Genomic DNA, 24,181 nt, shown 5'->3' on the forward strand with positions numbered 1-24,181 from the left:
CCTTTCAGATAGGGGTCAGAGCGAGGAGAGCAGCGTGTCGAAGAGTTCCTGCGCCACGCGCATGATCTGGGCGGCGGCGTTGTAGTTCTGTTGCAGTTCCAGAAGACGGGCGGCTTCGGCGTCCAGATCGACGGCGCCTTGTTCGGCATCGGCGCGGCGGATGGTGTCGTGCACCGCTTCGCGGGCCGAGACGCGCTGGCCTGCGGCGGCGGCGCGGGTGCCCACCTCGGATTGCAGGTTCGACAGGATGGAGGCGAAGCCGCCCTTGCCGGTGGTGACATCGGCAAAGCGCAGGCCGAGGATGGCATCCAGCGCGCGCCCGTCGTTGCGCCCATCGGTGTTGGGGGTGAGACGGAAGCTGTCACCCGTTGCCGGGTTGCCGGTGACCGAGATCGAGAGGCCGTCGATGACCGTGCCGCCCGTCGCATCAAGGACGCGGGTGCCGATGGAATGGCCGGTGGCGATGTCGAACAGGCCCACGCGGTTGGAGGCAGCATCCAGCACCCGCAATTCAACGGAGGGCAGGATGGAGGGCGGCGGGCCTGCGGTAATGGAGCCGGACATGCGCAGGTTGCCGGACCCGGTCATGACCACGATCAGGTCTTCGGGGGGCAGGTTGCTGAGGTTGATCCGCTGGCCCGCGAGCGACGAGGTGGTGACCGGGATGTCCAGTGCGCTGCCATCCGAAGAAAGCGCGGTGAGGTTCGCCCCGTTTACGGAGACAGCGGCGCCAAGGGAGGCGAAGCCTGCGGCCTCGGCCCCCGGCAGAATGCGGGCGCTGGCAGAGGTGGCGGGAAGCGACAGGGTGATCGCGCCCGTGCCATCGACGCTGGCCGTGCCGGGAAAGCCGGGAGGCAAGGTGACACTCGGCCCGCCATTGACGGTGAGGGTGTAAAGGGTGCTGCCCACCTCGACCTGCACGGGCACCGGGAAGGGGCCGGGGGCGGGGATACCCGTGAGGCGCGATTGCGGCAGTTGCGCGGGGGCAAGGCCGAAGGCTGCAACGGAAGAGGTGTTGGGGATGGAAAGGAAGCCCGCATCTGTGCTGCCGCCATTGACGGTGAGTTGCAGGCGGTTCGAGCCATCGAAGGCGGCGGACAGACGACCCGTTTCCGGGCCGGTGACTTGCACGGTTCCAGCCTGCATCCTGAGGACGTAATCCTGCCCGTCAAGGCGGACGATGGTGGAGGTGCCATCGGGCGGCAGGCTGCCCAGCGCCGCGCCTTGCAGGCTGGCGGTGGGCATGTCTTCGCGCAGGAGGGTGGCAAGGCCTGCGGCCACATCGGCGGCAGAACTGGCCGCGCCCGTCGCCGTGTTGTAGGTGACGCTGCGCCCGCCCAGCGTAAGGCTGTAATCGGTGGGACCAGCCAAGGCCCCGGTGGGCGCGGCGGTGGAGCCGTCGATGGCGGGATCGAAGGCGAAGGAGAGCGTGCGCCCCGCCCCTGCGGCAATGGAGGTGGAGGTGACAAGGCCGCCTTGCAGCGCATCGGCGGTGGAGTCGATCCGGTTGCCATCGATGGTGACGGTGAAGCCCTGTGTCTGGGCCAAGGTGACCTGACCTGACAGGCGTATGGAGGTGGGCCCTGCCCCACCCAGCGTGACGCCTGCGGCAAGCGATTGCCCCTGCGCATTGGCCGGGGTGAGGGTGACGGTGCCCGCACCGGCATGGGTGAGGTCAGTGATCCGCAGATCGGCGCCATCGGGATGGGTGAGCAGAAGGCGCGTTCCATCCGGCGAAAGTTCGGCCGCGATGCCGGTGGTGCCGGAGAGGGCGTTGACCGAAAGGAGCAGTGCATCCAGCCGCCCGCCCGCGACATCGCCCGATACGATGAGGGGCGTGCCGTTGCTGCCTTCGATCTGAAAGGACACGCGGCCGTCGCCCGCGACGGTGAGGGTGGCCGAGGTGGAGGCGCGCGCCTCAAGCCCCGGATAGACATCGTTCATCAGCTGCGCGAGACGCTCTGCGCTGCTGCCCGGTGGCAGGGTCAGGGGGATGGGCGAGGCGCCCGGCTCTTCCAGCAGGATATTTCGGGCGGGGGAGGCGGCGGCCTCGATCGGGCCGGACCACGTTACGGCGGAATGGGGGGCGAAGGTTGCGGTTTGCAGGCCGCTGGCCTGATCGCTGTTCAGGGTCAGGCCGCGATAACCGACGCCGCCCGGTGCCTCAAGGTAATCGGTGACGTATTCCGCGCCGGGGAGGAAGCCGTTGGCTTCGGTGAAGAGAAGCGCGATTTCGGCGGCGGAAAGGGGGGTGCCCGCGATCTGGCGGCCTTCGCGCGTGAAGATCTGAAGCGTGCCGCCCTGTGCCGCGCCGGGGGTGACGGTGGCAGCCTGGGCATCCAGCGTGGCCGAGGTGATATTGCCCGTGTTGCGCGACAGGGTCAGGGCGCCGTCGGTTCCGGCGGCGGCAAGGCCGAGGGAGGCGAAGGTTTCGCCCGTGCCAGTTTCGAATTGTCCCGCCGTCAGGGCGGCGGCGAGTTGCGCCACGGTCCAGCCTGCGGGGCGGGGCGCGCCGCCTGCAAGCGTGGTGAGGTTGAAGGTATGGGGGGTGCCATCCAGCGTGACGGTGAGGCTGGTGGTTCCGTCGACGGCGGCATCGGTCAGCGCGAAATCGGCGGTGGATTGCGAGCCGAGGCTGGCAAAGCTGGCCGCTGTGGTTCCGGCAGGGATGTAACCCACGACGCCGGAGGAGAGGAGCGTAACCGCCCCCGCCGCAGTGTTGGCATCGGTCAGGAGCGTGGAGAGTTCGGGGATCGTCGGGGCGGCAACGGTCGTGGCCGCCATCGCGACAGAGCCAGAGCCGGTATTGCCGGGGGCGGGGGCGACAAGGGTGGCGACGGCGGCGGCAAGGCGTTCGGGCACTTCGGGCAAAAAGCGCATGTTGATCGCAAGGCCCGAGGTGGGGGTAAAGGTCAGCCGGTCGCCATTTGCGGGTTCGCCGTCGATTTCGATTGTGACGCCGGGCAGGACGAGTAGGCGGTCGGCGCTGCCCAGAACATTGCCCAGCGCATCTTCGGCCCGCCAGACGCCCAGCGCCTCATCGCGGATGAGGGTGATGGGTCCGGTCGTCGCCTCACCCGTGGGGGTGATGACGGAACGGGCATAGCCCTGATTGCCTGCAGCGCGCGTCATGGCCCAACCGTCAAGCGAGAACATGTCGCCACCGGGTGCCCCGGTCAGATCGAGGCCTGCGGAATGAACGGCGTTCATCTCGCCCGCCATCTTGCGGGCCAGCGCGTCCACTTCTTGCAAAGCGGTGTTGATGGCGCCAAGCGCGATGGAATAGCCGCCCAAGGCCCCAGAGCCGAGCATGCGGGTATCGCGGGTGGTGCCATCGCGATCGATGGTCAGGGTGAGGTCAGTGGTGCCAGAAACGGTGAGGTTGGCAGGACCACTGGGGCCAAGAAGGGTGGGGCCACCCCCATCGACGCCCAGTGTGACCGTGGCGCGACCTGCAGGGTCGAGGGTGACGGAGATGCCGATAGTTTCGGCCAGCTGACCCAGCAGGCGGTCGCGTTCGTCATGCAGCGGATTCAGCGCGCCGACATTGCCGGTGTTGGAGGTGAAGCGCAGCTGCAATTCGTGCAGATCGGCCAGATCGCGGGTGGCTTGGGCGGCGGCGGCTTCGGCGGCGTTGTAGGTGTCTTCGCGCAGGCGGATCAGGCCTGCCGCGATGCCTTGGAAGGCGGAGGCAAGGGTGTTGCCCGCCTCAAGCGTCACGCGGCGCAGCGAGGTATCGGCGGGCGAGGCGGCAAGGCTGCCCACGGCGGCGAAGAAATCCTCAAGCGCGGCATCGATGCCGCCTGTGCGGGGCAACAGCACGGTTTCGACAGCAAGCGCCGCGTCGTGATGCACCTCGGCCGAAGAAAGATCGGCAGAGGCGGTGCGCAGGCGTTGGGCCAGCAATTCGTCGAAGGCGCGGCGGATCTGGTCGATCTCGACCCCCTGCCCGCCTGTGGCAAGGGTGGTGACGGTGGTGCGCGCGCCGCCGATCTGTTCGGTGGTGACATCCCGGCGGCGATAGCCTTCGGTGTTCACATTGGCGATGTTTTCGCCCGTGACGCCCAGCGCGGTGCGGTAGACACCGATCGCCGACTTGGCGATGTCCATGATGTTTGACATCAGTCAGCCTTGTAAGCGTTGGCCGCCGCAGAGGGCGAGGCGAAGCGCGAGAATTGCCGTTCCACGGCATCGGCGATGCCGAAACCCGTGCGGCCCGATGAGGCGCGGGCGATTTCGGCATCGAAAAGGTCGCGGGTCTTTTCTACCGCGCTGCTGCCGAGAAGATCATCGCCCAGCGAGGCGGCGCGGGCGGATTTGAGGAAGAGGCCGAGGAACAGTTCCTCGAACCCTTCGGCGGCCTTGCGCAGTTCGGCCTGCTGGTCCTTGAGCGGCGGGGCCAGCGAGACGGGGGTGGAGATGGGTTTGAAATCCATGTCAGATCACCACGAGTTCGGCTCGAAGGGCGCCGGCTTCGCGCAGCGCTTCGAGGATGGCGACAAGATCGGAGGGAGAGGCACCGACGGCGTTGATCGCGTCGACAAGCGAGGTCAGCGACACGCCGGGATCAAAGACAAAGGCGCGGTTCGCCTCTTCGGTGGCAGTGATGGTGCTGTCGGGGGTGACGGTGGTTTCGCCGGGAACGACGACGGTGCCGTCGCCATTCACCACAGTCGCGCTTTGGTTCACCTGCGGGTCTTCCGAGATGGAGACGGTGAGGGAGCCATGGGTGATGGCGGCGGGTGTCACACGAACATGGCCGCCGATGACCACGGTGCCGGTGCGGGAATTCACCACGACACGGGCGGCGGGGGCATCGGGGGTCACCTCGATGTTTTCCAGCATCCCCATGAAAGTGACGCGTTGGTTCGGATCATAGGGGGCGCGGACCGCGACAGAGGTGCCATCGAGCGCGCTGGCGATGCCGGGGCCGAATACTTCATTTATCGCCTTGGCGACGGCGGCGGCGGTCGAAAAATCGGGACGGTTCAAATTGAGAACGAGGGAGTCTGTGTCCTGAAACGGGGCTTCGACGATTCTTTCGACGGTGGCACCGCGCGGGATGCGGCCCACTGTCGGAACATTGACAGTGAGGGAGGACCCGTCCTGCCCCTGCACACCGAGGCCGCCGACAATGAGATTGCCCTGCGCGATGGCGTAAATTTCGCCATCCGCACCCATCAGCGGCGTCATCAGAAGCGTGCCGCCCTTGAGCGATTTGGCCGAGCCGACGGTGGAGACGGTCACATCCAGAACCTGCCCTTCCTTCATGAAGGGTGGCAGTTCGGCGGTGACCATCACCGCGGCGGCGTTCTTGGCGTTCAGATCCGACGCCTCGACCGTGAGGCCGAGGCGTGAGATCAGGGATTGCAGGGATTGCAGCGTGAGGCCCGAATTGCCATCACCGCTGCCGGAAAGACCCACGACGACGCCATATCCGACGAGCGGGTTGGAGCGCACGCCCGCAACCGAGGTGATGTCCTTCAGCCGGTCGGCGCTGGCCGGGGGGGCCAGACCGAACAGCAAAAGCAGAGTGACGAGGGCCGCGCGGATCACAGCGGCGAGACCACATCAAGGCCACGGCGCAGCCAGCCGGGGCGCGACGTATCATGCACCGAGCCTGCGCCAACATATTTGATCGAGGCATGGGCGATACGGTCGGAGGAGATGACGTTCTGGCCATTGATATCTTCGGGCCGGACGACGCCGGTCAGGCGGACATATTCGTTGCCGTTGTTCAGGGTCAGGCGTTTCTGGCCCATGATTTCCAGCTGGCCACCCGGCAGGACGCGGACGACCTGCACCGACAGCCGACCCGTGAGCGAGTTCGACTGCTGCGCCTGACCGCGCCCCGCGAAGGATTGATCGGTGCCATTGTCGAGAACACCATCATCAAGGCCAAGGGTCAGAACATCGGGCAGATCGATCGAATAGTCGTTCGAGCGCGAGCCAGAGGCGGATTGCGTCTTGGAGGCCTGGAAGCGTTCGGTGAATTGCACGGTCAGGATGTCGCCCACCCGCGCGGCACGGTTGTCCGAGGCAAAAAGGCCTGCCGATGAGGCCGTGTAGATGCCGCCCGTGGGCACGGCATCGCTGTCGGTATAGGCCAGTTCCGGGTAGACCGGGGCGTAGTTTTCGCTTTCCTTTTCTTCGATATAGGTGGGCGAGCAGGCCGCCGTAACGAGGATCAGGGACAAGAAGAGGGGCGCGGATTTCATCGGTCAGCCTCAGAGATTGTTGGCAAGGAAGCGCATCATTTCGTCGGATGCGGAAATGGTCTTGGAGTTCACCTCGTAGGCGCGCTGGGTTTCGATCATGTCGACCAGTTCCTGAACGACATTGACGTTCGAAGATTCAAGCGTGCCCTGCACCAGCTTGCCCATGCCGTCGGCATAGGGGTTGCCGACGATGGCGGGGCCGGAGGCGGCGGTTTCAACGAGGAAGTTCTCGCCAATCGGTTCCAGCCCGCGGGGGTTGGAGAAGGTGGCAAGCGTGATCTGCCCCACCTCTTGCGGTTCGACGTCACCGGGCAGGGTGACGGTGACAATTCCGTCGCCCGAAATGGCCACGGAGGTGGCGCCGTCGGGGATCTGCATTTCCGGCTGGACGATATAACCCGAGGCGGTGGTCAGGGTGCCTTCGGAATTGCGCGACAGGGTGCCATCGCGGGTATAGCCGATGCGGCCATCGGGCAGGAGGACCTGAAAGAACCCCTGCCCGTCGATGGCGACGTCGAAGGCGTTGTCGGTGGTGACAAGGCTGCCTTGGGTATAAAGCTTTTCGGTATTCACCACGCGGACACCGGTGCCGACAGCGAGCGGCGTGGTCAGCTGTGTGCCTTCGGAGGTGGGCGAACCGGCGGGGCGGATGTTCTGGTAGAGCAAGGTTTCGAAATTCGCGCGGTCGCGTTTGAAACCCGTCGTGTTCACGTTCGCCAGATTGTTGGCGATGACCTGCATCCGGGTCTGCTGGGCATCCAGCCCGGTCTTGGCCACGTGCATCGCATCGGTTGTCATCGGGGGCACCTTGGGATGTGTTCGTCATCCGATCTGGTGCAAGGGCCGTGCCATTTCCGGTTGCGAGGCGCGCGAATTCAGGGGTTGGGCCGGATCGACCCGTGGGATCAGGCTTCGGGCATCCGCAGGAGGCGGGTGCCCGCCTCATCCAATTCCTTGGCCGAAGAGATGAGGCGCATGTTCAGTTCGAAATTGCGCTGGATGTCGATGGAGGTGATGAGTTCCTCGGTGGAATTCACGTTCGACCCTTCGAGAACGCCTTGCAGCACCTTGCCGCCCTGATCGGGGGCTGGAAGCGGGCGGCCATCGACGGGGCGGATTTGGCCATCAAGGCCCTTTGTCAGCACCGCGCCGGGGGCGAGGGTGGTGGCGATGGTCGCCAGTTCCACCCGTTCGCCGGGCGCGCCATCCAGCGGTTCGATCGAGATGGTGCCGATTTCGTTTACGGTCAGGCTACGGAAGGGCGGCACTTCGATGGGCTGCAAGCCCTGATCGAGGATGGCATCCCCCGCCCCGGTGCGCAGGATGCCGTCAGAGGCCACCTGAAGGTCGCCGCGCCGGGAAAGGGCGGGCGCGCCGCCGGTCTCGGGGCGGATGTAGAACCAGCCCTTGTCGGCCAATGCGATGTCGAGCGGTTGGTCGGTCTGGTTCAGAAAGCCCGACACGCGCGAAAAGGCGGGGTTTTCTTCGGGCACCTGAAAGGCGCGGGCCTGCATGTCGCCCTGTTCTTCCAGCACGAAGGCCTGCCCCTCTGGCAGATAGTCGCGGCGGAAGCCGGGGACGTTCTGGTTGGCGAGGTTCTGGGCGGTGGCGATATGCGCGCCGCGCAGATTGGCAAGGCTGTTCAGAGCTGTGTAGATCAGGCGGTCCATTCAGCCACCTCAGGTCCGGATGTTCATGATCGTCTGCATCAGCGAGGTGGAGGTTTCCATCGCCTTGGCAGAGGCTTGATAGTTGCGTTGGGCCGAGATGAGGTTCACCAACTCTTCGGTCAGTTCGACGTTGGAGCGTTCGAGCGCGCCGGACCGCAAAAGGCCAAAGCCCGACGTGCCGGGCGTGCCCGTCAGCGGCGCGCCAGATTCAGAGGTGGCCGAGAAGGTGGCGTTGCCGTTGATCTTCAGCCCGCCGGGATTGGTGAAGGTGGCCAGCACGATCTGGCCCATCGGTATGCGACCCGAACTACCATAGGTGGCATAGACGCCGCCCGTGCCATCCAGTTCAAGGTTCGTCAGGCGGCCCGCAGAGGCACCGTTATGCGTGGCTGTCTGCACCGCAAAGGGCGAGGTGGTCAGGGTGGAACCTGCGAAATTCAGGGTCAGTCCGTTGGTGCCGAAGGGCAGCGTCTGGCCCGCGGTGATGGCCCCGGTCGCATCGAAGGTGATGGTGTTCTGGACGGCGGGAGGGGTTGGGATGACCTCGGACCCCTGCACGAGGAGGCGCAATTCGAAGACCGTATCGGTCGAGAAGGCGTCAGGTTCGGCGATCTTGATGAGATAGGCCTCAGCCTCGACCGGGGTGCCAGCATCACCGAAAAGCGGGATCGGCGTGCGGGTGGCATAGGTCGTGGGATCAGCAGGGTTGAAAGGTGCCGCTGGCGGGATGGCCGATTGCTGGCCCAACATGCCGTTATCCGACGGGAAGTTGAGTTCGAGATTGACCTGCGAAGAGGCGACGGGCGTGCCCATTTCCAGCGGGATGGTCAGCGGGCGGGCCTGCGCCATGTCGAAGGTGAGCGGGCGGCCATCTGCCCCGACGGGCCATGACAGAAGCGCGCTGCCGGCAGCGTTCACTACATTTCCGTTGGCATCCATCGTGAAAGCCCCGGCGCGGGTATAGCGCATCTCTCCCGCCGCCGTGTTCGGATCACCGAAGGATTGGATGGCAAAGAAACCCTGCCCTTCGATGGCGATGTCCAGAAGGTTGCCCGTCGTGACCACGTTGCCTTGGGTGAAATCCTGCGCGACGCGCTGGACCTGCACGCCCGACCCGATGGCCGTGCGCTGGTTCGCGAAAGGCGATGAGGAGAAGACATCGGCAAATTCCACGCGGCTGGAGCGGAAGCCCATGGTGCCAACGTTGGCAATGTTGTGCGAAGTGGCCGAGATATCGCTTTGGGCGGCCATCAGGCCGGAGAGGGCGGTGCTCATGGACATGGGCGTATCCTTACCTTTACGTTTTCTTTGCTGCCTTAGCGGACGGTTTCGACTTCGAGCGCGTTCAGCGCCCCGTAATCTTCGACCTGAAGGGTCATGTCGTTTGCGCTGGTGCCGGTGGAGGCCGACAGCACGCGGGCGAAAACGGAGGCCCCGACCTGTGCGGTTCCTTGCGATGTGGTGGCCGAGACAGAGATGCGGACGGGGGTGCGGCTTTCGGCGATGCCAGCGGGCAGATCGGACCATGAGAAGCCCATCAGCCCCTTAGGTTGATCAGCAAAAGTCTGGCTGTGCAAAAGCGCGCCGGTTTTGGAATCGGTATAGCTGACCACGACAGAGCTGGCATCTGCGGGCAGATCGACCACGCCATTCACGCTGCCATCCTTGCTGGGACGGGCGAGGTTGCCGGGGACCAGCACCTCATGCCCCAGAAGGTTCGCGGCGGTGGCGATACGGAAATCGCCACCCATGCCGCCACCCATGCTGGCGAGGGTGTCGTTGACCTTTTCGATCCCCGAAACGGTGGAGAATTGCGCAAGCTGGGCGAGGAATTCGCCGTTTTCCATCGGCTGAAGCGGATCTTGGTTGCGCAACTGGGCCAGCATCAGGGTCAGGAAATCCTGCTGCCCAAGCGCGCCGGAGAAATCCGTTTCGCTGACGCTGGCGGCGGCCGAGGTGTTCGACCCCGTGGCCGTGCTGCGGCTGGTGCCGTTCAGATTGACGTTTCCAGTGGTGGCGTCGATGTTGATCATGGCGGTCCTTCCGGGTGCCTTTCACGGGGCCGGGGTGGCGTTACTGGCCCATCTGCATGGTTCGTGCCATCAGCGCGCGCAGGGTGGACATGGTTTCAAGCGTGTTTTGGTATTGGCGGCTGGCCTCGACCATTTCGACCATCTCTTCTTCGGTATTCACCGCTGCGGCGTAGACGAAGCCTTCGGGATCGGCGTCGGGGTGATCGGGGCGGAATACCTTTTGCGGTTCACGGTCAAGCATCACCACATCGGCGACGGTGGCAGTGGAAAGGCCTTCTTCGGCGCGGGCATATTCGGTTTCGAAGATGGGGCGCATGGCCTTGTAGGCATCTTCGGCTGTCCCCGCGACGGACCCGGCATTGGCAAGGTTGGAGGCCACGGTGTTCATACGAACCATCTGCGCGGACAGGGCGCGGGCACCGACGTCGAAGACGTTACGGATCTCGGTCATCCTTATTCTCCTTTGATCGCGGTCATCAGGCCAGAGATGCGGCGGTTGAGGAAGGTCAGGCTGGACTGGTAGCGGACGGTGTTTTCCGCAAACTCCATCTGTTCGACGCCAAGTTCGACCGTATTGCCATCCAGCGAGGCGGTGACGGGGACGCGGTAGCCAAGGTTGCCATCGGCCAGCGTGCCAGCGAGGTGGCCCGGTGCCGTGCGGGCAGGGCCAGTGGTGCCGCGGGCGCGGGCAAGTTCGGATTCAAAATCGAAATCGCGCGCCTTGAAGTTGGGCGTGGCGGCGTTGGCGATGTTGGAAGCAAGAATTTCCCCGCGCTTTTCGCGCAGGATAAGAGCTTGGGCGTGAAGGCCTATCGATTCAGCGAAACCAACCGTCATTGAGTCTGTCCTCTGGCGATGGGCGGCCCCCCGTTTGCGGACGGAATGGCCCCATGGATCGGGGAGAACAGTGCAAGCGGCGTGCCAACTGGGCACGGCAGTGGGTGCAGGAGCGTGGAATGGCGGCGGCGCGAAAGAAAAGGGCGCATCGGGAGGTGGCGAAGGCCTTGCTGAAGGCGGTCTCGGAGTTGCACCCGCATGAGGCGTTGGAGCGGCTGGAGCCGTTCTATCTGCAGTCGCGGCCCGGGACGGGGCAGCGCGCGCTGCGGGCGGCGCGGATCATGCTGATGCGACGGGCGCTGGACTTGCCCCTGCCGGTATTGGCTGTGGCGGAAACCATGCCGCCGGAACCCGAACCGCCAATTCCCGAAGTCGTGACAGAGCCGCCCCCGCCGAAGCCCGCGCCGAAGGGCAAGCTTATGTCCATCAATCTGGATGATGTGGCGAAGCTTTTGATGGAGCCGCCAGAACCGGAGGCATCGCCGCAGGCCGCCGCGCCAGAGCCGGACTCGGAGCCGGAATTCGCGCCAATCGATTGGGCGGCCGCGGCCGCGGGCCTTTCCGCCTTTGACATGCCGGACGAACCGGCGGTCGAGGCCGAACAGTTGCCAGTGATGATGGTGGCCCCTGTCCCTGCGCCAATTCTGGATCTGCTGGATGAAGGTCAGGCCGAAGTGGCGGCGGACGAGACTGCGGAAGCCGGCAAAACAACGGATGCCGCGCAGAAGACGCAAGCGAAGCGCGGTAAAAAGGCGGCAATGCCAGACCTGTCGGCGGAATTCGCAGCCCTGTCGGATGTCGGGTTCGAAGGACTGTCCGTTGAGGCGGGTAAGGGCGGGGACGACCCGTTGCCGGCGCCGGAGGTGAAAGAGCAGGCAAAGCCTGCCCCGGCGATGCAGATGCCTAAGTTCGACGCCACCGCGGCCTTTGCCGAAATGGCAGGGGATGAACCTGCTACGCCCCGCGCCGGGAAGAAGGCGCAGATGATCGATCCTGGCGCGGCCTTTGCGGCGATGGAGGCCGCCGACAGCCCAGCCATCCCGGCGACAAAGGCCCCGTCCTTGATGGCCGATCCAGCGGCGGCCTTCGCGGCGATGGAAGCGGAAGAGGACGCTGCCGCAGCCGCAACGGCCAAGGGCGCGGGCAAGGCGAAGCCTTTGGCCATCGACCTATCGGCGCAATTTGCGGCGATGGCCGAGGATGACGGAGAGGTCGAGAAAAAGGCCGGTTAGGCCTATTCCGCCGCCGCGCGGGGCTGTGCGGAAATCGATATGCCGTTTTCGCCAAGCGCCGTGATGGTGCGGGGCAGAACACTGCGCAGGGCGGCGAGGGCCTTCGCTTCGGCATCGGAATCGGCGGCGTGGGCCGCTGTTTCGAAGCCGACCAGGGCCGCGTGGAGGCCACCAAGACCAATGGCTGCGGCGGCACCGGCGGTTTTGTGGGCGACTTTCGCCGCCTCGTCATGGCGTCCGGCAGAGGATAGATCAGACAGCTGCGCGGTGACTTCTTCGGTTTCGCCGATCAGCTTGTCTGCCAGCCTTGCGACGAAATCATGCCCCATCTCTTGTAGCGTTTCGCGGAACACGTCTTCATTCAGGGCAGAGGGTTCGGCAGGGGATGCGGTAGCGGCGATTGCCGTGCGCTGGCGGTTCCGGGCGATGCCGCGCGAATAGGTGGCAAGGATGGCCATCAAGGCGGCGCGGGTAATCGGCTTGACCAGAACATCCGTCATCCCTGCGCCAAGGAATTCGGGCATCTTGTCGGGGCTTGCATTGGCGGTGACGCCGATGATCGGGACGTTGCGCGAGGCTCCTTCGCGGCGGATATGGCGGGTGGCTTCCAGCCCGTCCATACGGGGCATGGAAATATCGGTCAGGATCATGTCGAACGCGGTGAAGGTGGCCTTTTCGACAGCCTCGACCCCATCGACGGCATTGGTCACGGTATGGCCGCGCAGGCGCAGCATTTCGGTCAGCAAGAGGCTGTTGATCGGATTATCTTCGACCACGAGGATGTTGAGGACGGGCTCTTCCTCTTGCGCCTCGGCCGTTTCGGCGGCAGCGGCGCGGGTTTCGATCGCGACCGGAAGGGTGACGTCAAAGGTGAAGGTGCTGCCCTTGCCGAGTTCGGAACTGACGTGGATGGTGCCTCCCATCGCCTCGGCCGACAGTTTGGCGATGCCAAGGCCCAGACCCGTGCCTTCGCGCATGCGGGCATAAGACGCATCGAGCGTTTCGAAGTTGTGGAAGATGCGTTCAAGGTCCTGTTCAGGGATGCCGATGCCTGTGTCGATGACGGCGATGGACAGACCCAGCTTGCGGCCATCTTCCTGCATTTTGGGCGTGATGCGGACGGTGACAGAGCCGGCATCTGTGAATTTGATGGCGTTGCCGATCAGATTGTAGAGGACGCGCATGAAAAGCTGGCGCGGGGCAGATACAAGGGGAAGCGGCTGGGCCGGCTCTTCGAAATGCAGAAGATTCCCGCGCTTGCCCGCCTGCGGCTGGTTCTGGAGCATCAGGTCGCGGACCACCTGCACGGGCGAGAAATCCGACACCTGATAGCTGGCCGATTGATCAGACCCAAGCCGGGTAAGTTCCAGCACGTTGTTGACCTGATCAAGCGCCGCCCAACCGCAGGACAGCACAATCTCGGACAACCAGCTTTGCCGTTGGTCAAGATCGGTGGAGGTTTGTAGAAGTTCCGTTGCGGCAATCAAGCCGTTCAGCGGCGTGCGCATTTCATGCGACATGACGGCGAGGAAGCGGGATTTCGCCTCTTCGCCCTTAAGCGCGTCATTGCGGGCCTTGCGCAGGCTTTCTTCGCGTTCGATGCGTTCGGATATGTCACGGATAAAGGCGATGAACATGGGTTCGCCACTGGCACCCTGTGCCTCGGCCAAGGCGACTTCGACCGGGGTTTCGCTGGCATCGGCGCGGCGGCCATGCATCAAAAGGCGGCCATCCTGCAGTTCCGGGGAATCGGTCCGGTACAGGCTGCGCAGCAGGGTCAACGGGTCGTCGGTACCTTCATGATGCAGCAGGCGTTCCACAGGGATGCCACGCAAATCATCGCGTGAGACGCCGAACAGAAGTTCGGCCGCGCTGTTGCAATCGGTCACAGCGCCTTGGGCATCGGCAATGATAAGCGCGTCGAGCGAACTTTCGATTACGGCGCGAAGGTTGTGAACGGCACGTTCAGTGGTTTCCGTTCGGCGGCTTTGCGCGCGGTTCTGCAGGATGATGACAAGCGAGAGCGCCGCCATGAGCCCCAAAAGGCCAAGCGCGGCGGCGGCAAAGACCTGAAGCGAGCGGCGCAATTCGTTGCGACGGGCATCGCCACTGACCATAAGCGATTGCAGCGACGAGACGACCTGCGTGCGGACCGTATTGGCCACGGTGACCATTTCGGCCTGCAGCGCAGGCACGGCGGCGCTGAGCGTTGCATCATCCGAGTCGATGATGGGCGTGATGCGGTCGAAGAAGGCACCTTGCGACCAGAGTTCTTCGCGCAAGGTTTCGTTGATCGGCAGGAAGTTCAGTTCATCGGATTTCGCCAGCACGTTGAAGCGGCTGTAGAAAATATCGAAAGCAAGGCGGAGATCGTCGAGCACCTTGGGATCGTCTGGCCGTTGTGCGGCAAGGATGACGGCACGCTGGAGTTTGAGGGTATCAACCTCCACCTGCGCCATGGTCCAGGTGACGTTGTCGGAATTCACCGAGGAGGAGCGTTCAAGTTCCCCATCGATCTGCAAAAAGACATAACCCATGGCGGCCAGCGTCACGACGAAGGTGAAGGCGAGGGTGATGTGCCGCACCCGCACCGCAGCGCGGTGAATGCGGCCTTCCTCAAGGGCTTCGTCGAAAAACTTCGTCATGGCACGGGCCCGGATGGGGGTTGCCGGCACCTGCACAAGGTGCCGGCACCGGGATCATTCAGCGATCGTCAATGTGGATAATTGCCAGATGCTCCAGCCATAGACCAGTTCGGTTTGATATTCGGGGCTGGAATCATATGGGAACACGATCCAGAGCGGGCCTTTGTCGCGGCGCGAGAACGTTTCGCCGTCGATGTGATAGGCAACGATCGGCGCATCATCCTTGATCGCGTCAAGCGGGATGTCGACGGCGTAATTGTTCAGCGCCGTTGCAGTGATCTTGGTTCCTTCGCCGCCAACCGCCTCGAGCAGGGCCTTGAGCGGTACGCCATCAAAGCGGTGCATCCGGTCGGTCCATGTCGTGGTGGTGTCAAAGCCCGAAACCGGCATGGCCTTGAGCATATCAAGATCGAACTGGGCAGCGCCATCGGCGTTGGTCGAAGTGATCGACCCGTCGATTGTCAGGATCACTTCACCGGTCGGGGCAGCCATTTCGGCAAAACTGGTCGCGGGGGCGAGCAGCAGAAATGCAAAAGCCGCCGCAAGGCGGCCGGTCGGAACGGAAAATTGGGGCATCGGAAGCTCCGCGTACAGGGACGATGGTGTGGACCATAGCAAAAAGCTGCTTTTTCTCTATTCCGATTCCGGATGCCATCCCATACGAAAGTATGTTAATCTTTCAACTTAGTCGGGATTGGTCACCGTTCTATTTGTTTTAGAAAGTGTAGGACGTATCCTTGTAGGTATGTATTGCGACAAACCGCGAGTGACAGGGCCGCCATCGGCCCATTTCTTGCAGGACGACGCACAAAAGGAATGGAGGGCAGTGGCGAATGGCTATGTTGGGTGGTGGGGGAAGCGGCAAGATCCGTATCCTGATCGCAGACGACCATGAAATGGTTCTCGACGTGTTTGCAATGTATCTTTCGTCTGCCCCCGACATGGAGGTGGCCACGGCAAAGACCCTGGACGAGGCGGTGGATTACATCCAGTCGGATGGCCCCTACGACGTCGTGCTGTTGGATCTGAACATGCCGGGGATGAATGGCGTGGCGGGCTTGCGTAAGGCGATCAAGGCCAATGGCACCAAGCCTGTCGCCATCATCACCGGGAATCCGACGCCGCGCATGCTGGACGAGATCATGAATGCCGGGTCGTCCGGCATCGTCCTGAAGACGACGGGCGTGCGGTCCTTGGCGAATGCCATTCGGTTCATGCATGCGGGCGAGCATTACATGCCGCTTGAACTGGTGCGCGAGCGGCACAATGCTGGGCGGCAGACAAAGAACGGGCGGTTGTCGGACAAGGAGATGATGGTCCTGTCCTATCTGGCCGAAGGCAAGCAGAACAAGGAAATCGCCAACGATCTGAAGCTGGCGGAACCGACGATCAAGATGCATGTGACGAGCATCTGCAAGAAGCTTGCGGCATCAAACCGGACGCAAGCGGTGATCGTGGCGCGGGATCTGGGGCTGATTTAGGGCCGTAGCACCTGTGGACGCGGTGCAGGGGGGCTGTCTGCCCCCCACGGATCGCCCGGTGGGCGATCCTCCCCCCGAGAGTATTTTTTGCCAAGATGAAAATCAGGAGGGGTTTGTGCCCTTCTCTTGTCTTGCCCATGCCAATGCGGGGGCGAGGTTAGGGTTGGATATTGCGCATGGGAAGCGGGGGCACCGCGGCGCGTGCAAGCCAATCGGCCACGAAATGGGGAGCCGTGCCGGGGCGAAGGGGGCGGTCTGACCAGAGGCGCAGGCCACGTTTCAGTTTAAGTCGCTGGGGGAAGGGCGCGATGAGGCGGCCATCGGCCAGATGGGCGGCCACCAGCGCCTCATGCCCAATCAGAAGGCCGGCGCCATTCACCGTTTCCTCAACCGCGAGCGCGTAGAGCGAAAAGCTGGGCCCTTGCGGGATGGTGGGGGGATCGGCGTGCCGCGTGGCGGCCCAGAGCGCCCAGTCATCGGACCATGTGGCATCCGACAGGCAGGGAAAGCGCGCGATGTCCTGCGGGCCGGACAGGCGGGCGGCAAGGGCGGGGGCGCAGACGGGGAAGATCACGTCGGGGGCGAGACGACCTGCGGGGTCTTCGTCGAAGAAGAGCGACAGGTCATGCGGGCTGCGCTTGAGGTTTGGCGGCTGTTCCAGCGCGGTGATGGATATGGTGATGTCGGGTGCGGCGGCGCGCAGGGCGGGCAGGCGCGGCGACAGCCAAAGCTGCGCGATGGCGGGCAGCGTGGCGATATGGACGGTGCGGGGTGCTGCGGCGGCGCGCAGGTCATTGACAGCAGCACCAAGGGTATCGAACGCCTCGGTAAAGGCGGGCAATGTCTGTTGGCCAAGGGCCGTAAGGCGTACGCCGCGCGGGGTACGGGCAAAAAGCGGCGCACCAAGCCTTTGTTCCAACTGCTTTATATGGGCGGTGATCGCGCCGGGGGTGACGCCCAATTCCTGTGCGGCGGCGGCGAAACCGCCAAGTCGGGCTGCCGCCTCGAACGCGCGAAGAGCGGTGAGGGGCAGGTCTTTCGGTCGGGGCGGGGCGACAGGCATGCGTGGCTTTTGGATTAGTTTTTCTGACCCTAGATTTTTGCAAATCTGATTTGCGGACAAGGGGGGACGGATGATTTTCTTGCCCTGCAACGAAACCGGGAGTGACCGCCGATGACCCGCCTTGACCGCCGCGACTGGGTGCCTGCGCCCTGTGAGGACCATGTGATGACGCTGGCTGCCGCCGCCGCCACGGGCAGCGATGCGGAGGTGGAGGCACGGGTGGCGGCGCTGATCGACTGGAATGCCGACATCCATGATCGGGAGTGTTTCAACCTGAACCCCGCGACCAATGTGATGAACCCGCGGGCGGAGGCGGCGCTGGCGCGGGGGTTGGGGTCGCGCCCATCGCTCGGGTATCCCGGTGACAAGTACGAGATGGGTCTGGAGGCAATCGAAGAAATCGAGGTCATCGCGGCGGAGCTCGCGGCAGAGGTATTTGATGCCTCATACGCGGAAATCCGGGTGGCATCAGGGGCGATGGCGAACCTGTACGGGTTCATGGCGCTGGCACAGCCGGGGGATGCGATCATTGCGCCGCCGCCTGCGGTGGGCGGGCATGTGACGCATCACAAGGCGGGTTGCGCGGGGCTGTACGGGCTGGTGACGCATGACGCGCCGGTGGATGCGGACGGTTTCACCGTGGATCTGGATGCCTTGCGCGAGATGGCGCTGCGGGTGCGGCCGAAGATCATCACCATCGGGGGCAGTTTGAACCTGTTTCCCCATCCAGTGCGGGCCTTGCGCGCCATTGCCGATGAGGTGGGGGCGTGGCTTTTGTTCGATGCGGCGCATCAATGCGGGATCATCGCAGGGGGGGCTTGGGCGAACCCACTTGATGAGGGGGCGCATCTGATGACGATGAGCACCTATAAATCGCTGGGCGGGCCTGCGGGCGGATTGATCGTGACGCGCGAGGCCGAGATTGCCAAGCGTTTGGATCATATCGCCTTTCCGGGGATGACGGCGAATTTCGATGCGGCGAAATCGGCGGCATTGGCGATCACGCTGCTGGATTGGCGGGCGCATGGTCGGGACTATGCGCGGGCGATGGTGGATCTGTCGCAGGCCTTGGCGCGGGAGTTGCACGGGCTGGGCCTGCCGGTATTTGCGGCGGGGCGGGGGATGACGGAAAGCCATCAATTCGCGGTGGAGGCTGCTGGCTTTGGCGGGGGGCAGACGGCGTCAAAGACGTTGCGCAAAGCCGGGTTCCTTGCCTGTGGGATCGGGCTGCCGATTGCGCCGGTGGAGGGTGATTTGAACGGGCTGCGGATCGGGACGCCGGAGCTGGTGCGCCGGGGGGTGACGGTAGCAGATGCGCCCGCGCTGGCCGCGCTGATTGCCGAAGGGCTGCGGGGGAATGATCCGGGGGCCGTGGCGGCGCGGGTGCGCGACATGCGGGCGCGGTTCACCGGGGTGCATTACATCCGGGCGTGAGGGCGTCCAGCAGCGCGTTAAGGGCGGGGGCGGGGTCATCGGGGGCCTGCGCCAACGCCATGCCATGCACCCAATCGATCAGGATATCGCGGTGAAGGCGGGCCTCATCTGGCGAACGGCCTTCATTTTCCAACATGATTTCAAGGCGTTCGGTCAAGAGGCGGGCTTGCAGCGGCAACGGGCCAGGGATGCGGAACAGGGCTAGGATCAACGCCGGGTGGCGGTGGGCGGCTTTGGCATAGGCTGCAAGCAGGGTTTTAGGAGAGGCACCGGGGATTTCGGCAAGGATGGCGTCGGCCATGGCGTGGATCAGGGAGTCATGGCTGCCGAAGTGATGCAGGATGGCCATCGGCGTCACCGACATCCGCTTTGCCAAAGTGCGGATCGTGAAGGGCTGCACAGGATCGCGGATGAGGGAAAGCGCCTCGGTCAGGATTGCGTCCCGGGACAGACGGGGATTTGCGGGGCGGCCGCGGGTCATGCCACGGCCCAAGTGGATTGGACAAGGCCGGAGGGGAAGCTGCGGGTCGCCTTGTGGCGCAAGGGGATGTCCTTTGGCAGGGCGCCGAAAAGCGGGCGGCCCTGCCCGATCAGGACAGGGGCTGTGGTGATGGTCAGGCTGTCGATCAGACCCGCGCGCAGGAAGGATTGCACGATCTGGCCGCCGTCGACATAGGCTTTGCGATGGCCTTTGTCGGCGAGGTGTCGCATGGCCTGTTCGGGGCCATGGGCGGCGAATGTGACCTTGCCCTGAAGGTTTTCCGGCACGGGTTGCTGTGCGAGCTGCTGGGAAAGCACCAGAACGGGCAGTGTATAGGGCCAGTCGGGGAAGCTGCGGACGGCATCATAGGTGCCGCGGCCCATGATGATGCAGTCCATTCCGGCGATGAAAGCCTCATAGCCGTGATCTTCGGCCGGGTCGCCGCGGGACAAAAGCCAATCGAGGCGGCCATCGGGGCGGGCGATGAAGCCGTCAAGGCTGGTGGCGATGAAAACATGGCCGCGGGTCATGGTTCGGTTCCGAAGTTTTGCGGTTCGGTTTCGAACCAGACTGTTGATGCGGTTTCGAACCTTTTGGTTCGGGGTGGAGGTATCAGCTTCGATTCCGTGCGTTCCGGTTCGGAAGGAATTTTTTATACAATGTATAAATATGGGATTGCCGCCCCTTCGGCAAGAGAAAACCCGCCGGGCGATCCGGCGGGTTCTTTCTTTGCGTCCTGTGAACGAAGGATCAGATATCCAGCGTGTTTTCGTGTTCCCAGCGCGAGAAATGGGAGACGAAGCTGTTCCATTCCTGTTGCTTGAGCTTGAGATAGGCCGACGAGAATTCCTCGCCCATCATGGCCTTGAGCGTCTTGTCCTTGTCATATTCGCGCAGCGCATCGAGCAGGTTCAGCGGCAGTTTCGGCGCGCCTTTCACGGTATGGCCCTGCTGATACATGTCGATGTCATAACGGCGGCCGGGATCGGCCTGCGTGCGCACACCGTCAAGCCCTGCGGCGATGATCACGGCCTGAAGCAGGTAGGGGTTCGCGGCCCCATCGGGCAGGCGCAGTTCGAAACGGCCGGGGCCGGGAACGCGGACCATATGGGTGCGGTTGTTGCCCGTCCATGTGACCGTGTTCGGCGCCCATGTCGCGCCCGACGTGGTGCGGGGTGCGTTGATCCGCTTGTAGCTGTTCACCGTCGGGTTGGTGATCGCGGCCAAGGCGGAGGCGTGTTTCATGATCCCGCCAAGGAAGTTGCGCCCCCGGTCGGAGAGTGAGAGTTCCTTTGACGGATCAGAGAAGGCATTGGTCTTGCCATCCAGCGACCAGACCGAGATATGGGCGTGGCAGCCCGATCCGGTAAGGCCCTTAAAGGGTTTGGGCATGAAGGTGGCGCGGAAGCCGTGCTTTTCGGCCACCGATTTGACCATGAACTTGAAGAAGCTGTGCTTGTCAGCGGTTTGCAGGGCGTCGTCGTATTTCCAGTTCATCTCAAACTGGCCGATCGCGTCTTCGTGGTCGTTTTGGTAGGGTTCCCAGCCCAGTTCCAGCATGTAATCGCAGATTTCCGAGATCACGTCATAGCGGCGCATCACGGCCTGCTGGTCATAGCAGGGCTTTTCAGCGGTGTCGTAGATGTCAGAGGCGGCATTGCCTTCGGCGTTCAGGATGAAGAACTCGGGTTCAACCCCGGTCTTGACGCGCAGGCCATCCTTGGCCGCCTCGGCAATCAGTTTTTCCAAGACGTTGCGGGGGGCCTGATCGACGAGGGCACCTTCCATCGTTGCGCGGGCGGCAACCCATGCCACATCCTTTTTCCACGGCAATTGGATCACCGAGTCTGGATCGGGGACGGCCATCAGGTCGGGATGGGCGGGCGTCAGGTCAAGCCATGTGGCGAAACCTGCAAAACCTGCGCCCTCCTCGGCCATGTCGTTGATCGCCTGCGTCGGCACGAGTTTCGCGCGCTGACCACCGAAAAGATCGGTGTAGGAGATCATGAAGTATTTTACGCCCTTTTCCTTGGCCCATTTGGCAAGATCTTTGGCCATGACTAACTCCCTGTTCTTGTTCAGATCGGCTTTGTGCCGTTGTGTTCAGAATCCGTTGCGCCCGGGAATCCAGTTGGTCCCTGCCAGCGGAACGCCCGCCATGGCGGCGGATTCGACGGTCAGGGCGCAGAGGTCTTCCGGTTCCAGATTATGAAGGTGATTTTTGCCGCAGGCACGCGCAATTGTCTGCGCCTCAAGCGTCATCACCTTGAGGTAGTTCTTCAGGCGGCGACCACCGAGGATGGGATCGAAACGCTTGAAAAGTTCGGGGTCCTGCGTGGTGATCCCGGCAGGGTCTTTGCCTTCGTGCCAGTCGTCATAGGCCCCGGCGGTGGTGCCGAGTTTGTTATATTCGGCCTCAAGCGCGGGGTCGTTGTCGCCCAGCGCAACAAGGGCCGCCGTGCCGATGGCGACGGCATCGGCCCCCAGCGCCATGGCCTTGGCCACATCGGCCCCAGTTCGGATGCCGCCCGACACGATCAGTTGCACCTTGCGGTGCATGCCAAGGTCTTGCAGCGCCTTCACCGCCTGCGGGATACAGGCAAGGATGGGCATGCCAACATTTTCGATGAACACGTCCTGCGTGGCGGCGGTGCCGCCCTGCATGCCATCCAGCACCACGACATCGGCCCCGGCCTTCACTGCAAGGGCGGTGTCGTAATAGGGGCGCGCGCCGCCAACCTTGATATAGATCGGCTTTTCCCAGTTCGTGATTTCGCGCAGTTCGAGGATCTTGATTTCAAGATCGTCAGGCCCGGTCCAATCAGGGTGGCGGCAGGCAGAGCGCTGGTCGATGCCCTTGGGAAGATTACGCATCATGGCGACGCGGTCCGAAATTTTTTGGCCCAGCAGCATGCCGCCGCCGCCGGGTTTGGCCCCCTGCCCCACCACGACCTCGATCGCGTCGGCGCGGCGCAGGTCATCGGGGTTCATCCCGTAGCGGGAAGGAAGATATTGATAGACAAGGGTTTTCGAATGACCACGTTCTTCCTCGGTCATCCCGCCATCACCTGTGGTGGTGGAGGTGCCAGCAGCCGAGGCACCGCGACCCAGCGCCTCTTTCGCGGGGCCGGAGAGGGCACCGAAGGACATGCCCGCGATGGTGATGGGGATATCCAGATGGATCGGGTTCTTGGCAAAGCGCGTGCCCAACCAGACATCGGTGGCGCATTTTTCGCGATAGCCTTCCAGCGGGTAGCGGCTGATGGATGCACCAAGGAAAAGCAGATCGTCGAAATGCGGCAGGCGGCGTTTGGACCCGCCACCGCGGATATCATAAATGCCTGTCGCGGCGGCGCGGCGGATTTCGGCGTTCACGTCGTTGGAGAAGGTCCACGACATTTTGGGCGGCGTATGGGGGAAATCGGACATTCTTCTTGCGGCCTCAGTAGGACGACGCGTTGTCGATATTGAAGTTGTAAAGCTTGCGGGCGGAACCGTAGCGCTTGAACTCTTCGGGCTTGGCCAGATGGTCGGCCTCGCCGCGTTTCAACAGGTCGGCCAGCAGCGCCAGGTGTTCGGGCCGCATCTCTTTTTCGATGCAGTCGGCCCCAAGGGATTTGACCGAGCCGCGCACGAAAAGGCGGGCCTCATAGAGGCTGTCCCCGAGCGCCTCACCTGCGTCGCCCAGGACGACGAGGTTGCCGGATTGGGCCATGAAAGCGGACATGTGGCCGATATTGCCATGGACGACGATATCGATCCCCTTCATCGAGATGCCGCAGCGGGATGAGGCGTTGCCCTTGATGACAAGCAACCCGCCGCGCCCAGTTGCACCGGCATATTGGCTGGCGTCGCCATCAATGATGACCGTGCCGGACATCATGTTTTCCGCCACGCCGGGGCCGGCGGAGCCTTTGACACGGACGGTGGCCTGTTTGTTCATGCCCGCGCAGTAATAGCCGGTGGAGCCGCGCACGGTGACATCGACAGGGGCATCAAGGCCCACGGCGATGGCATGGGCGCCTTTGGGGTTGATCACCTCCCACGAGGTCATGTTCGTCTGGCCCTTGAGGGCATGGAGCGTGGAGTTCAGCGCGCGCAGGCCTTGGGCGGCAAGGTCGAATGTCTGCATTTTTCTCAGCGTTCCCAGAAGTATACGGTGGCGGGTTCGGGTTCCCAGACGCGGGCGGCATCGATGCCCGGCAGATTGACCATCGCGCGGTATTCCGACCCGAAGGCGACATACTGATCGGTTTCTGCCATGACGGCGGGTTTGCAGGCGATGGGGTCGCGGACGACGCCGAAGCCGTTCTTTGTGCCAACAACGAAGGTAAAGAAACCGTCGAGATCGGTGAGCGTGGCTTCCATCGCCTCGCCCAATTTGGCGCCTTCTTGCAGCTTGTGGCTTATGAAAGCGGCGGCCACTTCGGTGTCGTTTTCGGTCTCGAACGTCATGCCAGCCTGACGCAGCACGCGGCGGACGGAGTTGTGGTTGGACAGCGAGCCGTTATGGACAAGGCACTGATCCGCCCCGGTGGAGAACGGATGCGCGCCCATAGTGGTGACCGCGGATTCGGTGGCCATGCGGGTATGGCCGATGCCATGGGTGCCGGACATGCGGGCCACATCAAAGCGCGCCGCGACATCCTTGGGAAGACCGACTTCTTTATAAATTTCAATGCCTTCCCCGGCTGACATGACCCGCGCATTGGGGCGCAGGTCGCGCATGGCGTGGCGGGCAGCATCAAGCCGATCCTCGGGCAGTTCGAGAACGATATGCGTGTCCTTTACCGTCCCCGTGACCTTGGCCGCGACGGCCTTCCCGAGGTCTTCGGTCAGGGTGGCGAAGTCGGCATCGGGGGCCGGGGATTGCACCGTCAGCTTTGCGCGGCCCTTTTCGGGGCGGCCATAAATGGCGATCCCGGCGCTGTCGGGACCGCGGTCAGTCATGGTAATGAGCATGTCGGTGAGCATGGCACCGAGTTGCGGTTCCAGCTTGGGGTCTTTCAGGAAAAGACCGACGATTCCGCACATGGCGTCGACTCCTCTGTTCGTCATTGATGACAGGCTAGCACCGAAGAATTCGA

Annotated in this window: 22 protein-coding genes; 3 read left to right on the top strand and 19 right to left on the bottom strand. The window is 63.5% G+C overall.

Annotation, left to right across the window (positions count from 1 at the left end; translation table 11 throughout):
- Positions 1–15 precede the first annotated feature (15 nt).
- The 10 genes from QF092_RS11650 to flgB all read right to left on the bottom strand — a co-directional run bounded on the left by QF092_RS11650 (position 16) and on the right by flgB (position 10,758).
- On the bottom strand, positions 16–4,110 hold the full coding sequence (locus QF092_RS11650; RefSeq protein ID WP_281464071.1) for a FlgK family flagellar hook-associated protein: 4,095 nt from the start codon (positions 4,108–4,110) through the stop codon (positions 16–18).
- An 11-nt stretch (positions 4,111–4,121) separates the two neighbouring features.
- On the bottom strand, positions 4,122–4,436 hold the full coding sequence (locus QF092_RS11655) for a rod-binding protein (RefSeq protein WP_281464072.1): 315 nt from the start codon (positions 4,434–4,436) through the stop codon (positions 4,122–4,124).
- 1 nt (position 4,437) lies between these two features.
- Positions 4,438–5,553, bottom strand: coding sequence for a flagellar basal body P-ring protein FlgI (locus QF092_RS11660; protein ID WP_420026541.1), 1,116 nt, complete (start codon positions 5,551–5,553; stop codon positions 4,438–4,440).
- Positions 5,553–6,218 (bottom strand): flagellar basal body L-ring protein FlgH, encoded by a 666-nt coding sequence (locus QF092_RS11665; RefSeq protein ID WP_281464074.1) that lies wholly within the window; start codon positions 6,216–6,218, stop codon positions 5,553–5,555. Before QF092_RS11665 ends, QF092_RS11660 begins: the two co-directional genes overlap by 1 nt.
- A 9-nt stretch (positions 6,219–6,227) precedes the next feature.
- A complete protein-coding gene (flgG, locus tag QF092_RS11670) occupies positions 6,228–7,016 on the bottom strand; it encodes a flagellar basal-body rod protein FlgG (RefSeq protein ID WP_281464075.1) in 789 nt (262 codons plus the stop codon).
- 107 nt (positions 7,017–7,123) lie between these two features.
- A complete protein-coding gene (locus QF092_RS11675; protein ID WP_281464076.1) occupies positions 7,124–7,888 on the bottom strand; it encodes a flagellar basal body rod protein FlgF in 765 nt (254 codons plus the stop codon).
- Positions 7,889–7,897: 9 nt separating this feature from the next.
- A complete protein-coding gene (locus QF092_RS11680; protein WP_281464077.1) occupies positions 7,898–9,169 on the bottom strand; it encodes a flagellar hook protein FlgE in 1,272 nt (423 codons plus the stop codon).
- Positions 9,170–9,204: 35 nt separating this feature from the next.
- On the bottom strand, positions 9,205–9,921 hold the full coding sequence (locus QF092_RS11685; RefSeq protein ID WP_281464078.1) for a flagellar hook assembly protein FlgD: 717 nt from the start codon (positions 9,919–9,921) through the stop codon (positions 9,205–9,207).
- Between the two features lie 40 nt (positions 9,922–9,961).
- Entirely contained in the window at positions 9,962–10,372 is a 411-nt protein-coding gene (gene flgC, locus QF092_RS11690) for a flagellar basal body rod protein FlgC (protein ID WP_281464079.1), read from the bottom strand.
- A 2-nt stretch (positions 10,373–10,374) separates the two neighbouring features.
- The gene (flgB, locus tag QF092_RS11695) at positions 10,375–10,758 is read right to left on the bottom strand and encodes a flagellar basal body rod protein FlgB (RefSeq protein ID WP_281464080.1); all 384 of its coding nucleotides are present in this window, start codon (positions 10,756–10,758) and stop codon (positions 10,375–10,377) included.
- 119 nt (positions 10,759–10,877) lie between these two features.
- Between flgB and QF092_RS11700 the strand changes: the two genes are divergently transcribed.
- Positions 10,878–11,990: a hypothetical protein gene (locus tag QF092_RS11700; RefSeq protein ID WP_281464081.1), complete on the top strand. Its 1,113-nt coding sequence runs from the start codon at positions 10,878–10,880 to the stop codon at positions 11,988–11,990.
- Positions 11,991–11,992: 2 nt separating this feature from the next.
- Here the strand turns inward: QF092_RS11700 and QF092_RS11705 are convergent, their stop codons facing one another.
- Positions 11,993–14,635: an ATP-binding protein gene (locus QF092_RS11705; protein ID WP_281464082.1), complete on the bottom strand. Its 2,643-nt coding sequence runs from the start codon at positions 14,633–14,635 to the stop codon at positions 11,993–11,995.
- Positions 14,636–14,689: 54 nt separating this feature from the next.
- Positions 14,690–15,211 carry a putative pterin-binding protein gene (locus QF092_RS11710; protein ID WP_281464083.1) on the bottom strand — a complete coding sequence of 174 codons (522 nt, stop codon included), beginning with the start codon at positions 15,209–15,211 and terminating at the stop codon, positions 14,690–14,692.
- 257 nt (positions 15,212–15,468) lie between these two features.
- Between QF092_RS11710 and QF092_RS11715 the strand changes: the two genes are divergently transcribed.
- Positions 15,469–16,116, top strand: coding sequence for a response regulator transcription factor (locus QF092_RS11715; RefSeq protein WP_281464084.1), 648 nt, complete (start codon positions 15,469–15,471; stop codon positions 16,114–16,116).
- A gap of 157 nt (positions 16,117–16,273) precedes the next feature.
- Here QF092_RS11715 and QF092_RS11720 read toward each other — a convergent pair whose 3' ends face one another.
- Positions 16,274–17,179: a LysR family transcriptional regulator gene (locus QF092_RS11720; protein WP_281464085.1), complete on the bottom strand. Its 906-nt coding sequence runs from the start codon at positions 17,177–17,179 to the stop codon at positions 16,274–16,276.
- 111 nt (positions 17,180–17,290) lie between these two features.
- Here QF092_RS11720 and QF092_RS11725 point away from each other — a divergent pair, with 111 nt between their 5' ends.
- Positions 17,291–18,613: a serine hydroxymethyltransferase gene (locus QF092_RS11725; RefSeq protein WP_281464086.1), complete on the top strand. Its 1,323-nt coding sequence runs from the start codon at positions 17,291–17,293 to the stop codon at positions 18,611–18,613.
- Here QF092_RS11725 and QF092_RS11730 read toward each other — a convergent pair.
- The 6 genes from QF092_RS11730 to QF092_RS11755 form a co-directional block, all read right to left on the bottom strand.
- Positions 18,585–19,094, bottom strand: a complete 510-nt coding sequence (locus tag QF092_RS11730) for a TetR/AcrR family transcriptional regulator (protein ID WP_281464087.1) — start codon at positions 19,092–19,094, stop codon at positions 18,585–18,587. The two genes, QF092_RS11725 and QF092_RS11730, sit on opposite strands and share 29 nt — an antisense overlap.
- Positions 19,091–19,624 carry a dihydrofolate reductase family protein gene (locus QF092_RS11735; RefSeq protein WP_281464088.1) on the bottom strand — a complete coding sequence of 178 codons (534 nt, stop codon included), beginning with the start codon at positions 19,622–19,624 and terminating at the stop codon, positions 19,091–19,093. Before QF092_RS11735 ends, QF092_RS11730 begins: the two co-directional genes overlap by 4 nt.
- A 220-nt stretch (positions 19,625–19,844) precedes the next feature.
- Complete coding sequence (glnT, locus tag QF092_RS11740; RefSeq protein ID WP_281464089.1) at positions 19,845–21,152, bottom strand: type III glutamate--ammonia ligase; 1,308 nt, start codon at positions 21,150–21,152, stop codon at positions 19,845–19,847.
- Positions 21,153–21,197: 45 nt separating this feature from the next.
- On the bottom strand, positions 21,198–22,523 hold the full coding sequence (locus QF092_RS11745; RefSeq protein WP_281464090.1) for an FMN-binding glutamate synthase family protein: 1,326 nt from the start codon (positions 22,521–22,523) through the stop codon (positions 21,198–21,200).
- 13 nt (positions 22,524–22,536) lie between these two features.
- Positions 22,537–23,226, bottom strand: coding sequence for a GXGXG domain-containing protein (locus QF092_RS11750; protein ID WP_281464091.1), 690 nt, complete (start codon positions 23,224–23,226; stop codon positions 22,537–22,539).
- A 5-nt stretch (positions 23,227–23,231) separates the two neighbouring features.
- Positions 23,232–24,128, bottom strand: a complete 897-nt coding sequence (locus QF092_RS11755; protein ID WP_281464092.1) for a class II glutamine amidotransferase — start codon at positions 24,126–24,128, stop codon at positions 23,232–23,234.
- Between the last annotated feature and the right edge of the window lie 53 nt (positions 24,129–24,181).

This window comes from Fuscovulum ytuae (assembly GCF_029953595.1).
In the GTDB taxonomy this organism is placed as follows: Bacteria; Pseudomonadota; Alphaproteobacteria; order Rhodobacterales; family Rhodobacteraceae; genus Paragemmobacter; species Paragemmobacter ytuae.